The organism is Nonomuraea insulae (genome assembly GCF_042656245.1).
The window spans coordinates 51,172-65,921 of record NZ_JBHSPA010000028.1 but is presented as its reverse complement, the minus strand read 5'-3'; the positions used below and the strand labels follow the sequence as shown (position 1 = coordinate 65,921).

Sequence of the window (14,750 nt, the reverse complement as noted above, 5' to 3'; positions counted from 1 at the left end):
AGGCCGAGCGCGCCACGTAGCGCCTCGGCCTGCTGCGGCGGCAGCGCCTCCACCCGGTCAAGGACCGGGCGCAGCAGCAGATGCAGGGCAGCGAAAGGCAGGTCGGCCTCGGACTCCACACCGTTCACCCGGAGAACGCGCGCCTGCGCCTTCGCCGCGGCGTACTCCAGGAGAGCCGACTTGCCGATGCCCGCCTCACCACGCACGACCAGGGCACCGGAGCGGCCCTCCAGCAACTCGCCGATGACGGACTGCACCGCCTCACGCCCATACAACATGGCACTCCAACAACGCGTGTCCCGTCATGACGTGTGAAACGTGGCACTGCTCCACCACGGTGGTGGGGGAGTCGGGGCAGGTGATGCCGAGGCGCGCCTCAGGGGCGCCGGCGAGGGCCGTGACCGGATTCCAGCCGGTGTTCATGCCCCTGGCCGCCGGCTGGTGAGTGCACATGCGCGGCATCGCCAGCCAGAAGGACGCAGCCATATCGGCAATTGTGGACCATCCGGGCGTTGAACCGGTAGAGCGACAACCAGGTCGCCTCACTCAGCGCCGAGACAGCGAGGTCGCGCGGACCACGAGCTCGGGATCGAAGCGCCCCTCCGTGTCCTTCTCCTCCTCCAGCCCGAGCAGGATCCGGACGGCGCTGGCGCCGAGCGTCGCCGAGGGGTGCCGGATGGTCGTGAGCGGCACGATGGCGAAATCCGCGAACTCTATGTCGTCGTAGCCGACCAGTGACAGATCCTCCGGCACCCGGACCCCGGCCGTGATGAGCCCGTGCAGGAGGCCGAGCGCGAGCAGGTCGTTGCCGGCCAAGATCCCGTCGGGCAGGCTCGGTGCCGACCGCCCGGCCAGTGTCCGCGCGACCGCCTCCCCGACCTTCGCCGTCTGCACCTCCACGCGGATCAACTCGAGCGAGGCCGGCGTCGGGGACAAGCGCGTCTGCCGACACTCGGCGCCGTGATGCGAGCCCGCAGGTGGGCAGTGTCGGTAACCCACGTGGGCCGATCACTTCGAGCAAGAGGGAGTCGATCGCCCGGCTCGCTGGCCAAGATCACGCCATGGACCGCGGCCGAAGCCGGCAGCGCGCGCAGCATCGCGCCAAACGCGATGGCCGCGGTCTCGTCACCGGCGAACAGGTGGTACGGCGCGTCTCCGCGCAGCGCGAGCCTGCCCTCCGGACCCAAGAAGGCGGCGGTGTCGCCGATACGCACCCGGCGCGACCACAACGCTCCCGGCCCGGCGGCGGTGTGGTCGAGCAGGCACACGTCGAGACGGCCCTGTGGCGAGTAATCCCAGATCGAGTAGGTGCGCAGGAATCCCCGCAGCCACGAGCGAGGCTGGCGAGGATCGCCGACCCGCAGCCGGATGTGCGTGCCGGGCACCCAGCCAAGCTCACGCAGCTGTGGCCCGGAGATACAGATGCGACGCATGCGCTCGGCGATTGGCTCGATCTGCGTCACAGTCCCGTGCCGGAACACGTTCAGCACGGCAACTCCCACCGTTCACCGGTCGGCAAGCCGGTTACGAGCAGGTCCGGGTCGGCCGGCCGCGCCGCATCCGAGGCGGTGCCGTTGGCGCGGAACAGCCGCGAGAGCGGGTCGTGCCCGTGGGCGTCGTGCACCGGGACCAGCACCCGCGCACCAAGTACGGACGATCCGGCAACGGCCTGCGCCGGACCCATCACCAGGCGTGGGCCGAACAGCGGGCGCAACCCATTGACCGGCAGAGCGAGGTCTACCGGTGGCTGCTCAACGCGGTACCGCTCCAAGAGCCTGTCGTGGCCGTCGCACAGATGACGCGCAGCCGATCGATTGCGCTGTGATCAGGGCCGAGAGGATCTCCGCGAGAAGCAGCGGATCATTTATCTGCTGGTCACGAACGGCCTGGTCGGCGAGACGAGCTCACTTGGACAAGGCTTGACCTGCCATGCGGCTACCACTGATCAGCGACGCCGAGCAGACCTTCCGGCTTGATCTTCGCATGGTCATCTCTGGGGTCTGGGCTGACGGTGACTGTCTAAATGATCTACCGCGATACACGGTCCGTACACAAGAGCAACCACCGAGCAACCAACCATGATCCACAACGAGATTCGAGGCCGTGGCGAACCGAGAGTAGGGCGGGTGGGACTTGAACCCACGACCCACGGAATATGAGTCGGTTACCTGGGTGTCATTCAGTGCCCTGGAGCGTTGTTTTCCTGCGCGTCTGGCCTGGTCGGTGTGGGCGACCAGATGGATGGCGGTGCGGCCTGTCGGTCTTTTCCTGGTCAGGAATCCGGGATCGGCGCCGCCCGCCGGTCCTCCTCCAGGTCGGGGAGCAGGACGGTGCTCTCCTGCTCCCGGGGATCGGTGCGGGCCAGGACGACTTCGGCGGGCTCGGTCTGGCTGAGGTTGATCGGCATGTGTGGCATGCTCGCGGGGATGTAGATGAACTCCCCCTCGTGCGCCTCGGCGAACTCGCGCAGACCCTCGCCGTACCAGGCGCCGACCTTGCCTTTAATCACATAGATGGCGGTCTCGTGGTGGTTGTGCTTGTGTGCCTTGCCGCTGCCGCCTGGGGGGATCGTCTGCAGGTGCATGCAGATGTTGTGTGCACCCACGGTCTCGGCCGCGATGCCCGCGAAGAATTGTAGATGCTGCTTGCCCTCGTACATCAGGGCCGAGCGGACGACATGGATTCTGTCGTTGCCGTGGTTGGAGTTGCCGGGAATGCGCCCCATGATCTTCTCCTTTGCTGTCGTGTGTCTCGTCTGGCCCGTCATGTTCAGATTCGGCCGAACAGGAGGTTGCCGGGCGCGCCCGGATCGTCGCTGGTGTAGTACTGGCGTTGGGCGGCCTGAAGCTCCCGCAGGTCGAGCGTGCCGCTGCCGTCCTTGTCCAGCGCCTCGAAGGCGGCGCGGCGCTCGGGCTCCGGCAACCGGTCGACGCCGGGGACGCGTTGGAACTCCGGGTAAGAGATCAGCCCGTCACCGCTGGTGTCGCACACCGCGATCACGGCCTCGGCGACGCGGCCGAAGGTAACGTCGTAGCCGTGGGCGCGAAAGTCAGCGCTGGACAGGTAGGCGGTGAACTCAGCCGGGGTCAGGCGCCCGTCGCGGTCGTCGTCGGCCGCGTGGATCAGGGCGTTCCACAGGCCGGCGTAGGCGGCGCGTACCGCCCGGCCTCTGGGTGAGTCCTCGGGAACGTCGAAGGTATCCAGGAAGGCCTGGGCGGTCGCCTCGAAGTCCTCCTTCTCCAACTGGCCGTCGCCGTTGGCGTCGAACAGGTCGAAGCGCCTGCGGAACTTCTGGGCGAGGTACTCGGTGGAGTTGGTCACCATGGTTGCCTCCATGCGGGGGAGCGGCGGTGCCGGGCGAGGGCGCCGCTGATATGAACGGAATTCCAAGTACAGCGAAAACTACTCTCTGTACTTGGAATTTAACATGGAGTTACCGTTGTGGGAATGGCCGTCGCCTGGGAGACCTGGGGGAGATCCTTCCCGAAGTCGGCATCAGGCCGGTGCTCATCGGTATTCGGATGCCGCGAATGAACTCGATCATGGAGCGATGGGTGCAGTCGTGCCGCCGCGAACTCCTCGACCGCTGCCTCCTACGGAACGAACGCCATCTGCGGCACGCCCTGCGTGAGTACGACAGTTTCTTCAACCCATCAAGCCCTGGACCAGGTTGCCCGTTGCGCACCGCTGCCGATCCGATCACGTATCCCGGGCGAATCATCGACCTGAATGTGCACCGACGAGACCGGCTCGGAGGAGTACTCACATGCCGTTTGGACCTGCATAGATGGAATTATCGGCAGGCGCAGGGTTCCTGATGGCCGGCACCCAGCTCGGCGGCTTCAAGCATCGGGTGCATCTGAAGTTCGACGCCAGTTCGCTGACCGGCAGCACGGTCACCGACGCCAGGCGCCGCCAACCACGGTCTGGTGCTCAAGTCGCCCGGCGAGGCCAACGTCAAGAACTTCCGCGTGTACACCGCGGCGGAGAACACCGAAGGCTTCGCCATCCCGCCGCTGCTGGTGGCCACCAGCAGCGGGCCAGCGTCGGCACCGACGGTTTCCGGACCGGCCATCACACCGGCACAGGCCGTGAACGGCACCACGGTGACCAGTTCGCTCACTCCGCAACTGGCGGCGACCCTCGCTGACACCGTCGGCGGGAACCTGACCGGCGAGTTCAGGTCGAGCACGACCCGGCCGCGACCGGGCAGGGCACCGGCCAGATCTGGGCGGGAGGCGTACACAACGTCGCCTCCGGTAGCCAGGCAAGCCTCACCGTCCCCGAGGGAAAGCTGACCGACGGGTGGAAGGTCCGCTGGCGTGCCCGCGCCGTCAGCGCCGACTCGGCCTCGGCCTGGTCGGACTGGCAGCAGGTCACCATAGACGTCACCCACCCCGGTGAGGAACCCCTCGCCCAGACTGCCAGGCCGGTGATCCGGGCAGCGCCCGGCCAGAGCCAGAGCCATCAACTCCAGGAGCCGGCGCAGCAGCTGCGTGCGGCGGACATATCGCTGGGTGAGACAGGGCACGGGCTCGGCGAACGTCCGGACTGAGCGTGTCGGGGCTGGCAGGTCAGGCGACGGACCGTGAGCGCGATCAGGACTGGGCGGCCCCCAGCGTTGAGGGTCCTGTCCGCGCCAGTCCAAGAGGCACTTTTCGGGTGAAGGACAGGTCGGTATGCCGAGGTCGCCGTGTCGTCGGACGGATCGGGGGTTAATCAGATTGGTGACGTTGGGGCGGGGGCGTGATCAGTGTTGTGAGCCTGTTTGCCAGGGGCCGGATCCCGATTGAGGTGATATCCAGGACGGATATCTGTGTTCCGAGGTGCCGGCGAATCCCGCTGGTCAGTTCCACGGCCATCAGCGAATCAATGCCGAGTTGCCCCAATGGGGTGTCCGCGTCGATCAGGTCTGGGGGGAGGCGGATGATATCCGCGATGATCTTGGTGAGCGCCGCGTTGACCGCTGCTTCGACCTCTTCGCCGGTTCCTTGGCTGAGGACCGCACGAAGCTCGTCTTCGCGGTCGTTCGCGAGCGGGTCGGCATGTGGCGTGGACATTACCGGAGAGAAGCGTGAACTGGTCGCCAGGGCGGGGAAGAGTTTACGCATTCGCCCCCAGTCGATCTTGGCCACGGCGGTCACCTCGGCGTTCTGGGCAATCAGGTCCCCGGTCGCCTCCAGTGCGTCGGCAGAGTCCACCGGCGGCAGATGCCAGCTCATCTGTTTGGCGAGAGCCGGGTTTCTTGCCACGTTGCCGGCTCCTGCGATGTGCCCGAGAACGATGGTGAGGCCGGGCAGACCGACGGCTCGCCTGGCCCTGGTAAGGGCTTCCAAGTACAGGTTGGCGGCGTTGTAGTTCGCCTGCTTGACGTTGCCGATCATTCCCATGACTGAGGAGAACGTGATGAAGTGGTCGAGCTGGTGGTCGCGGGTGAGGTGATGGAGGATTTGCGCCCCGAGTATTTTGGGGGCCAGGACCTTCTGAAATCGCTCCGGAGTGAGCTCGATGACCGGCGCGTCGTCGAGCACCATGGCGGCATGTACGACCCCACGGAGTGGATGACCGCCACGATCGATCTGGTGGAGCACGGCCCGCATGGAATCGGCGTCCGTCACGTCTGCCGCGTACGGCGTGGCGTGTGCGCCCAGCCTTTCCAGTTCGCTCAGCGTGCGCTCGGCCTCTGGTGAGTCGGCGCCGCGGCGGCCGACGAGCGCGAGATGGCGGGCCCCCTGACCAGCCAGCCATACGGCGGTGGCCGCCCCGAATCCGCCGAGGCCGCCAGTGATCAGGTAGGTCGCGTCGGGATCGAGGCTCCAAGCGGTCTCCGTCGAGGGATCGTGCTCGTCGAAGGTGACCACTACTTTGCCTACGTGCCGAGAGTGGCGGAGCAGGTCGAACGCTTCGGTCATCCGCCTGGCGGGGTAGCTGCGGAATGGCAGGGGTTGGTAGGTTCCGGCCTCAATCCTTTCCATGACCTGGAGATGCTCGATCCGGTCACGCTCGGTGCCGGCCAGGGTGAACAACTCGACGCAGCATAGGCTCGTGTTCGCGGCGATGGTTCGTAGCGGTAGATTCCGGTCGCGATAGATGTCGTATTTGCCGAGTTCGATGAAACGGCCGTTCGGGCGCAGGAGTTCCATACCCCTGGGAATCGCTTCGCCCGAGAGCGAGTTGAGGACGACGTCCACGCCTGTGCCACCGGTGATGGCGCGGATCTCTTCGGCGAAGGCGGGGCTGCGCGAGTCTATGACGTGCTGAAGACCCATTGTGCGCAGGAAGTCCCGCTTGTGTGCCGTGCCCGCCGTGGCGATGACCTCGGCGCCGACCGATCGCGCGAACTGCACTGCGGCAAGGCCGACACCCCCGGCTGCTCCGTGGATCAGAATGGTCTCGCCGGCCGCCAGCTGGGCCCGGTGCAGCAGTGCGTGATGCACGGTGCGGAACGCGACCAGCATGGTGGCCGCTTGGGGGAAGCCGAGGTGGTCGGGGAGGCGGCCGGTGCGGTGGGCTTTCGCCCGTACCCACGAGGCGAGAGCCCCGCCGGACACCATGGTGACGACGCGGTCGCCGGGAGCGAACGCAGCGATCTGCGAGCCCACGGCGGCCACCACTCCCGCACACTCGAGGCCGAGGTCGCTGTCGCGCTCGCCCATGGCGAGCCGTTCCGCGTCAAGCGCTTCCTGGGGGAGCTCTCCGGCCGCGGCGAGCACGTCACGGTAGTTGAGGCCCGCTGCGCGGACCGCGATGATCAACTCGTCGGGTCCTGGCTCAGGCGGTGGACCGGCCGGCACCCATTGGTGGCCCTTGTCGCTCCGCTCGACACGGAGCCCGGCCGTGCCAGAAGGATCGGTCGCTGTGCACTCGATCACCCGTGGGACGAATCGTCCCCTGCGGGTCAGGACGGTCTCTTCGTCCTGGCCATGTGTGGCGAGCAGCTCGCGGGCGAGGCGCCTGGCGTCGCTTGATGTGTCGCCCCCTCGCTCCAGACTGATGCGCCGAATCTTCAGCTGGGGAAGTTCGTTGTTGAGCGACCGGGTCAGTCCCCAGATGGCCGCGTTACCTGGAGTGTCGGGTGGTTCGGGTGCCGGATGGACGCCGCTGGGCCCGGTGACCACACACAGTCGAGGTGTGGCATGCGGTTCGAGATCGGCGCAGGCGGAGGCCAGTGCCTGTGCGATCGCCGCGTGACCGATCGTCGCGGAGAGAAGGTCCTGGCCGGTACCGACCGCGTCACCCAGGAGGAGCACTACCGATCGTGCTCCGCCGGCCAGGGCGCCGGTCCAGTCCGCGGGCACCGCGCTCGCCGCGGTGACGTCAGGCGGCGTCCCTGTGGCCGTCGCCAGAGCGTCTCGCAGTTCCAGGGTGAACCGGTCCGTCGGCCGGTCGGCTGCGATGAGCCACGATTGCGATGTCGCTTCGGCCATCGCGTCGGAGCCATCGCTTCCGCCGGCGCGGATCGGGCAGCGGGTGAGCAGAACGGTCGATCCCCAGCGCTGCGGGCCGATGGCGGTATCGCGGTAGCCGCAAGACGACAGCACTTCCAGCCAACGGGTGGGCGACAGGAGCGGTGAACCGGTCCGCAAGGGCTGGTCGTTGAAGGCCCACCAGCCATCGAGTAGCCCGAAGATCGGGGTGATCAAGTCTGAGTCGCCGCACTCGAGGCTGAGCAGCAGCCCGTCCTCTGCGGCCAGTACGGCGACATTTCGCAGGGTCTGAGCCAGATCCTGGGACGTATGCAGGCTGTGGGCGGCAACGATGATGTCAAAGGAGCCGTGGTCCAGGCCCTGGCTGATCGGGTCGAGGTCGAGGTCGAACCTGCGATACTCGACAAAGTCGAACTCGGAGAGGCGGGCTGCCGTCGGCGCCATGATCGCCTCAGAGACGTCGGTGCACAGGTACTGCGTCCGGTCGGCCGGCAGCACTGGCAGAAGCGCCGCTGTGAGCCCGCCCGTGCCTGCCCCTACCTCCAGCACGCGCAGCGCCCGGTCGGCGGGCCAGCGGTCGACCACCGCACGCATCACGTCGCGGGCAACGCTGTTGTGTGTGAGAGCCAGCGGATTACTGTCGTAGTACGCCTCCAGGATGTGGGATGCACTACCCCGGACGACGAGATCGAGCGGGTCGACGGAGCCGTCGAGCGCCTCAGCCAGATGCCGGCCGCAGGCGGCACGTAGCGACAGGTCCGCCATATGGCTTGGGAACTCCCGCACCATGGCGGCGAAGACGCGCTCCGGAGCCGCTGTGCCGTTGCGACGCCATCGGCCGGGCATACCCGCTCCGGCCAGCAGGCCATGGGCGTGCGCGATGCGCAGCAGCATGTCCATCAGCCGGTCGTACTTGGGTTGGACGCCGGCGGTGTGCAGGTCGCCGCTGCCGAACGTGCGGCTGTCCGGGAGCAGAACGTCGATCGCCTGGGCCGTGAAATGGGCGGTGAGCTCGCCGACCAGCCCCTGATACCGGCCGTAGGAATCATCAGGTTCGGCGGTGGCGGAAGCGAGCAACTCCTCTGGCGGGGGCAGTGGAACGGGCTCGGCCTGATCACCTGGCCGTGGCGCTGCTCTGAGGACGGTGGTGTACCGGCTGACCACGGTACTGCCGCTGGGCGTGAACCGGCGGAGACGGCAACCCTCAAGTTCGACCGCCACAGTTCCCTCGTCATCGGTGACGATGATGTCGACGAGGGCTTGGGTGTCGGCGACCGACCGCGATCGTACTCGCATCAGGCCTGACCGTCCGGGCCGCTGCCAGCGGCGGATCGCCGAGATCGAGGCGGGCAGGTAGGCCGCCGACCCGGTGGCGTTCCAGAGCAGGGGCAGGGTGGCCTGCAGTGCCCCGTCGAGCAGCGCGGGATGCACCTGATACCGGTCCTGCTCCTCGGCGGGCAACTCGCAGGTGTACCGCGCGACGACCTCGTCCTGGCTCACCCACACTTCGTCGAGCACCCGAAACGCCGGTCCGTAGTCGAGTCCGGCGGCCTGGGCCGTCCCGTAGAAGACGTCCCCCTCGATGCGGCGCCCGGCGGTGGTGATATCGACCGATGGCGGTGCGTCGCGCAGTAGCCGCCGCACTCTCGCATGGGCGTGTGTGCGCCAAGGTCCGTCCGAGTCGGCTCGGCTGGACACGTGCAGTTGTCCGTCCGGGAGCGATAGGGAGACATGCATGTGCGGCGCGGTCGGCTTTCCGGCTGGCAGCGTGAATGCCTGTTGCAGGTCCAGCCGTAGCGCCTCGATCGGTCCGTCCCAGATCAGACCCCCCGCCGCAAGAGCCATCTCCGCGAAGCCGGTGGCGGGCATGACGGTGGTCCCGTCGACGATGTGGTCGGCGAGCCAGGGCAGGCGGCCATGCTCGACCGGAGCATGCCAGTCAGGGTGCGGTGACCGCGCTCGTTCGCCGAGCAGCGGATGCTCATAGGGTTCGCCCCACAGACTCGGCGTCCCATTCCAGTGCCGTTCACGCTGCCACGGATAGGCGGGCAGGTCGACGACCCGCCCGGGGCTGGGGAAATGCGCGTTCCAGTCCGGGGTCGCCCCGGCGGCCAGGAGGGTGGCCACCGCCGTACGTATGGCGGTACCGTCTGCGGCGTCCCGGTTCAGTGTGGGGACGACGGTGACGGGCGCGCCCGGCGCATCCGGTGCGACGGCCAGGCGCCGCAGGTAGGCGCCCAGAATCGGGCGTGGGCCGATCTCCACGAACAGGTCGTGGCCAAGCCCTGTGAGTTTTTGCCCCGCCTGATGAAAAAGGACCGGTTCGCGAATGTTGCGCCACCAGTACGCGGCGTCCAGCTCGGCGCCGTCGATGAGCTCGCCAGTGACCGTGGAGACCATCGGGAGTCGGCACTTGAAGGTGGGAAGGTCGGCGAGTTCGGCACGGATCTCATCCTCGATGGGCGCCATCGCCCGGCTGTGGAAGGCGTAGTTCAGATCCAGCGGCCGGAAGAACACGTCGCGGGCGTCGAGCTGTGACCACAGTTCGGCGAGCGCTTCGGGGTCGCCGGAGATGGTCACATCCCGATCGCTGTTGATCGCAGCCAGATCGAGGCGACCGCGATACCCGGCGAGAAGCTCGGTCGCCGCAGTGGCAGACAGGCCGACGGCGGCCATGCGCCCACAGCCCGCCGTGCGGGCCTGGGCGACGCTCCGTGCTACCACGACACGTGCGGCGCCCTCCAGGTCCAGGGCCCCGGCCAGGTGCGCGGCGGCGATCTCCCCGACGCTGTGTCCGAACGTCGCGTCAGGGGTGATGCCTTGCTCGGCCAGCACACGGGTCAGGCCGATCTGGACGGCGAACAGCGCTGGCTGCGCGATCTCGGCCCGGGCGAGGCCGACCGGGTCGGCGGTGGCCAGTGCCTCCATTACCGACCAGTCCAGCCACCTGGACAGGGCGGCGTCCACCGATGCGACGGCTTCACGGAAGGACGCCTCTGTCAACAATTCGGCGCCCATCCCCGCCCACTGGGAGCCGTTCCCGGAGAAGGCGAACACGATCCTGCGCGGGACCGGCGCATTCTCCTGCGCACTCTCCGGTTCCGCTCTCCCGTCTGCCAGGGCGAGCAGCCGCCTGGCCGCCTCCTCGGGGCCGGTCGCCAGCACAGCGGCCCGATATTGGTGGTGGCCGCGTCGGCGGCAGGCGGTGTAGCACGTGTCGTAGAAACCGGTCGTTCCGCCGTCGGCCAGGTGCTGGGACAGGCGGTGGGCCGCCTCGGCCAGCGCCGGGCGAGTGCGCGCCGAGACGATCAAGGGCAGTTGCCGATCCTGCACCGGCGTCGCGGCCGGCTCGGGCGGGGCGGCCAGGATCGCGTGCCCGTTGGATCCGCCGAAGCCGAACGAGCTCACGCCGATCACACAGCGTCCGGCTACCACGACCGGTTCGAGTCTGCTGACCGGCGCAAGACCCAGTTCGGTGAAATCGATGTCGGGGTTGAGCGGTGTGCTGTGGAGCGAGGCGGGAATCATCCCGTGTCGCATCACCAGTATGGCCTTGAGCACACCGGCGAGACCGGCGGCACTTTCCAGGTGCCCCAGGTTGGTCTTGACCGAACCGATCGGGAGTGGGCTGGAGCGTCGGTTTCCGAGAGCAAGGCCGATGGCCGTGCACTCGACCCGGTCCCCGGCGGGAGTCCCGGTCCCGTGCGCCTCGAAGTAGGCCAGTTCGTCGGGGAGCACCCCGGCACGTTCGTACACCTCCAGCAACAGCCGGTGTTGTGCGTCCTGGCTGGGAAAGGTCAAACTCGGCGTGCGCCCATCGGTGTTCGTTGCGGTGTCCAGCAAGACCGCGTGGATGCGGTCGCCATCGGCGAGTGCTTCTGACAGTCGCTTGAGGACCAGGAGCCCGCCGCCCTCGGCACGTACGTAACCGTCGGCGTCGGCCGAGAAGGTATGGCACCGCCCGGTGGGCGAGAGGAGGGAGCCTTTGGCGAAGGACACGAAACCGTGCGGAGATAGCAGGAGGTTGACCGCACCGGCGACCGTGACACCGCCCTCGTCGCGCACCGATCGGCACGCTTGATGGAGCGCCGTCATAAAGGACGAGCATGCGGTGTCGACCACCAGGCTCTCGCCTCGCAGATCGAAGTGGTACGAAATCCGGTTGGCGATATTGTTGGGAGCCGTGCCACTGATCGTGTGTTTGTCGATCGCCTCAATGTCTTGGTACTGCAACGCCATATAGTCGCTGTTATAGAAGGCGCCGACGTAGACCGAGGTGGTCGAACCTGCCAGCGTAGCGGGATCAAGGCCGGCGTCGTCGAAGGCTTCGGCGGCCATCTCCAGCATCATCCGCTGGCGGGGATCCATCTGTTCGGCCTCACGCGGGGTGATGCGGAAGTATTCGGCGTCGAACTCGGCGATGTCACCGAAAAATCCACCCGCGATGGTCACGGTCTTTCCCGGAGCGGCGGAATCGTGGTCGGTGAACCGGGCCGGGTCGAAACGGTCCGGCGGGACGTCGGTCACCAGATCACGTTCCGCCAGCAGCGCCGCCCACAGGCCTTCGAGATCCGCGATCCCTCCGGGCAGGCGACAGGAGGCACCGATGATGGCGACGGGTTCGGGGGGGCGATCGGCCATGTGATGATCCTCTTCCCGCGCGGTGGGGGCTGCGCGACAGGCTTCAACGATGGCCATCCGAGGTCTTCACCACGGCGACCTGTCAACCGGTACAGTTACCCACGGTTATCAAGTTTCACGCCTGGGTAATCGTTGATCAAGGATGAGTAATGAGCTCACGTCCCCGCCGGAGGCCGATCTATGCCCCGACAAACCCACCAGACAGTTCCCTGCGACGCCGGCTTGTTCACTCCCTTGCAACTGCAGCCTGTCGGTGTCGGCCGGATTGCCGTCAGCTCCTGCGCCCGGTGGCTCTGCCGGTATCTGATGAGCAGCCGCAACCTCCTGATCGCACACAGGACAGCCTTCATCCCCTGGTCGGTACGGCTGGAGTACCGCAAGCCGCTGCGCTTCGAGGACTCCGACGAACTGACGGTGAGCACCGAGGCCCGGGTGAGCCGGGGTGGCGGGCAGTTGCAGTGGCACGTGCGTGTGGCTGGTGACGACCCCGACGACGCGGCCGTCCTGGTCTGGCTGATCGCCATTCCGGTGCGTGTTTCCGGCGACGCGGCGCTGTCAGCGACGCCGGCCGGCCTGCTGCCCGACCTGCAGGAGCGGCTGCGCGCTGACGAAACCGATGCAGAGCCTCACGTCTCGCCCGTGCCCGGACTGGTCCAGGACATCGAACGGCGCGGTGTGCCGCTCGCGGAGACCACCACGCCCTTCGTGATCAATCGGGCACAGTGCGAGATGGCAGACCAGTGGTACTGGGTGGAAGCGGCCGCACTGGCCGCCAAGAGCGGACAGGCGCTGATCTTGGAAGACGCGGACCAGATCACCGAGCTTCGTGACACTATGCGGAACCCGCAGCGGAGCACAGACCTGCTGTTCAACCGGCCATGCTTCCTGTTCGATAAGGGCACGGTCACCAGTGCCGCATGGTCGCTGCCCGACGGAATCGCCCTGGTGCACCACGTACGCCTGGAGGCGGAGACCGCGGCTGTCATGATCGAACAGTGGTGACCGGAGATGCTGCCCCCTGCCTACCGGTCTTCCGCCGAGTTGGAGAAAGTCCTGGGCGACCCGTTCTCTATGGACGCCGCAGTGCCGTTCCATCGAATCGCCGAGCATGATGAGCGAGAGGAACCGCCGGAGGAGGCGTTTCACCTGCTTGCCGAGCAGGGCTTCGGGAACCGGCTGATTCCCCGCGAGTACGGTGGCCTGCTGGGCTCATTCGAAGAGCTGATGAGCCTGATGCGGATCCTGTCCAGGCGCGAGGCGGGCTTGGCGCTGGGCTACGGCTCATCCTTCTTCGCCGCTTTCCCAACGTGGCCTTGGGGAAGCGCGGCACAGCGTGGATTCGCCGCCGATCGGCTCCGGGCCGGAGCCTTCGGTGCCATCGCGTTGAGCGAGGACCAGGCCGGCAGCGACCTGCTGGCGACGCAGACCACGGCAGTGCGTACCCCCGGAGGATTCTGCCTGGACGGCGAGAAATGGCCCATAGGTAACGCGACCCGCAGTGAGTTCGTCACGGTCCTCGCCCGCACCGAGCCCGGCCATTCGCTGCTGCTGGCGGACAAGAGCGCCCTTCCCTCGGACGGGTTCCGGCACCTGCCCAAGGTGGCGATGCTTGGACTCCGTGGCCATGAGCTCAGCGGGATAGCCTTCCAACGATGCGACGTACCCAAGTCCGCCCTGATCGGGGAGCTCGGCCAAGGCGTGGAAATGGTGTTGTCGGGGCTGGCGATTACCCGGTGCCTGGTGGGCGGCATGTGCTTGGGGATGGCCGATACGGCCCTGCGCATCGCGGTCCGCTGGGCTCTGGAACGCCGGCTGTACGGCCGGGAGATCCTTGCGCTGGCCCCGGTCCGTGAGGCACTCACCAGCGCCTTCGCCGATCTCCTGATCGCCGACTGCGTCGCCATCACGGCAGCGCGCGCGTTGACCTTGCGGCCTGAGCGGGCCTCCTTGTGGTCGGCGGTCAGCAAATACCTGGTTCCCGCGTTGTGCCAGCAGGTGGTGTGGGGAGCCGCGCAGGTACTCAGCGCCCGCTTCTACATGCGCACCCACGTCACGTCGGGAATGATGCAGAAGCTGCACCGCGACATCGCCTTCACCGGCATAGTCGACGGTACCCAGCACGTTCAGCTCGCGGCGATCGCCGGACAACTGCGCACACTCGCCGCGAGGACCGGCCCTGCCCACCCGGGTATACCAGAGCTGTTCTCGCTGGCCACCACGGCACCGGCGTGGCGCCCTCCCGCCGCACGATCCGGGCCGTGGCGGGCCGACCAGGACGAGATCACCCAGAGCTGGCGTGACGAGACGGCCCCCGGCCAGACCGCGGTGGCCCATCTGGCCGACCTGCGAAGGCACCAGGGCACCCTGATGACCGAGGCCCGCGAACTGCGCTGGCCGGGCCGTCCTCCGGCCCGAGCCTACGAACTGGCCCGGCGGCACTGCGTGATACACGCTGCCGCGACCTGCCATCAGATCTGGGTCGGTAACCGGGACCTGATCGGGCAGGAGTTCGCCCAGGGCGGCTGGCTGACGCTGTGCTTGGAACGGCTCCGCGCCATGCTGGGCGACGCACCCTCGGAACCGCGCTCGGCCATGGTGGACGACGAGGTCGCCGGCTGGCTGCTGCGCGCCGCCGAAGCCGGTCAGATGTTCTCGGTCATCCCGGTTCCACAGGGATGACGA

General features: G+C 67.5%; 12 protein-coding genes. 2 read left to right on the top strand and 10 right to left on the bottom strand.

Going from position 1 to position 14,750, the window contains the following annotated elements; genetic code table 11:
* The 10 genes from ACFPZ3_RS25720 to ACFPZ3_RS25675 form a co-directional block, all read right to left on the bottom strand.
* The coding region (locus tag ACFPZ3_RS25720; RefSeq protein ID WP_379516785.1) for an AAA family ATPase at positions 1-278 on the bottom strand (278 nt) is incomplete at its 3' end.
* A 98-nt stretch (positions 279-376) separates the two neighbouring features.
* Positions 377-505, bottom strand: a complete 129-nt coding sequence (locus tag ACFPZ3_RS25715) for an FAD-dependent monooxygenase (RefSeq protein WP_379516806.1) — start codon at positions 503-505, stop codon at positions 377-379.
* Between the two features lie 41 nt (positions 506-546).
* Complete coding sequence (locus tag ACFPZ3_RS25710; RefSeq protein ID WP_379516784.1) at positions 547-900, bottom strand: substrate-binding domain-containing protein; 354 nt, start codon at positions 898-900, stop codon at positions 547-549.
* A gap of 5 nt (positions 901-905) precedes the next feature.
* On the bottom strand, positions 906-1,490 hold the full coding sequence (locus ACFPZ3_RS25705) for a siderophore-interacting protein (RefSeq protein WP_379516783.1): 585 nt from the start codon (positions 1,488-1,490) through the stop codon (positions 906-908).
* Positions 1,484-1,636: a hypothetical protein gene (locus ACFPZ3_RS25700; RefSeq protein WP_379516782.1), complete on the bottom strand. Its 153-nt coding sequence runs from the start codon at positions 1,634-1,636 to the stop codon at positions 1,484-1,486. The genes ACFPZ3_RS25705 and ACFPZ3_RS25700 overlap by 7 nt, the downstream gene beginning before the upstream one ends.
* A 636-nt stretch (positions 1,637-2,272) precedes the next feature.
* Positions 2,273-2,725, bottom strand: coding sequence for a cupin domain-containing protein (locus ACFPZ3_RS25695; RefSeq protein WP_379516781.1), 453 nt, complete (start codon positions 2,723-2,725; stop codon positions 2,273-2,275).
* A 44-nt stretch (positions 2,726-2,769) separates the two neighbouring features.
* Positions 2,770-3,324 carry an EF-hand domain-containing protein gene (locus tag ACFPZ3_RS25690; RefSeq protein ID WP_379516780.1) on the bottom strand — a complete coding sequence of 185 codons (555 nt, stop codon included), beginning with the start codon at positions 3,322-3,324 and terminating at the stop codon, positions 2,770-2,772.
* 469 nt (positions 3,325-3,793) lie between these two features.
* Positions 3,794-4,123 (bottom strand): hypothetical protein, encoded by a 330-nt coding sequence (locus ACFPZ3_RS25685; protein WP_379516779.1) that lies wholly within the window; start codon positions 4,121-4,123, stop codon positions 3,794-3,796.
* Between the two features lie 56 nt (positions 4,124-4,179).
* A complete protein-coding gene (locus ACFPZ3_RS25680) occupies positions 4,180-4,383 on the bottom strand; it encodes a hypothetical protein (RefSeq protein ID WP_379516778.1) in 204 nt (67 codons plus the stop codon).
* 332 nt (positions 4,384-4,715) lie between these two features.
* Positions 4,716-12,125, bottom strand: coding sequence for an SDR family NAD(P)-dependent oxidoreductase (locus ACFPZ3_RS25675; protein ID WP_379516777.1), 7,410 nt, complete (start codon positions 12,123-12,125; stop codon positions 4,716-4,718).
* Between the two features lie 249 nt (positions 12,126-12,374).
* Here ACFPZ3_RS25675 and ACFPZ3_RS25670 point away from each other — a divergent pair, with 249 nt between their 5' ends.
* Complete coding sequence (locus tag ACFPZ3_RS25670) at positions 12,375-13,070, top strand: hypothetical protein (RefSeq protein ID WP_379516776.1); 696 nt, start codon at positions 12,375-12,377, stop codon at positions 13,068-13,070.
* A gap of 81 nt (positions 13,071-13,151) precedes the next feature.
* A complete protein-coding gene (locus ACFPZ3_RS25665; protein ID WP_379516775.1) occupies positions 13,152-14,747 on the top strand; it encodes an acyl-CoA dehydrogenase family protein in 1,596 nt (531 codons plus the stop codon).
* The last annotated feature ends 3 nt before the right edge of the window (positions 14,748-14,750 follow it).

Excerpts from the sequence above, each read along its gene's own strand:
- ACFPZ3_RS25690 (WP_379516780.1), bottom strand. The coding sequence starts at position 3,324 with ATGGTGACCAACTCCACCGAGTACCTCGCCCAGAAGTTCCGCAGGCGC.
- ACFPZ3_RS25670 (WP_379516776.1), top strand. The coding sequence starts at position 12,375 with ATGAGCAGCCGCAACCTCCTGATCGCACACAGGACAGCCTTCATCCCC.
- ACFPZ3_RS25715 (WP_379516806.1), bottom strand. The coding sequence starts at position 505 with ATGGTCCACAATTGCCGATATGGCTGCGTCCTTCTGGCTGGCGATGCC.
- ACFPZ3_RS25695 (WP_379516781.1), bottom strand. The coding sequence starts at position 2,725 with ATGGGGCGCATTCCCGGCAACTCCAACCACGGCAACGACAGAATCCAT.
- ACFPZ3_RS25680 (WP_379516778.1), bottom strand. The coding sequence starts at position 4,383 with ATGGTGACCTGCTGCCAGTCCGACCAGGCCGAGGCCGAGTCGGCGCTG.
- ACFPZ3_RS25675 (WP_379516777.1), bottom strand. The coding sequence starts at position 12,125 with ATGGCCATCGTTGAAGCCTGTCGCGCAGCCCCCACCGCGCGGGAAGAG.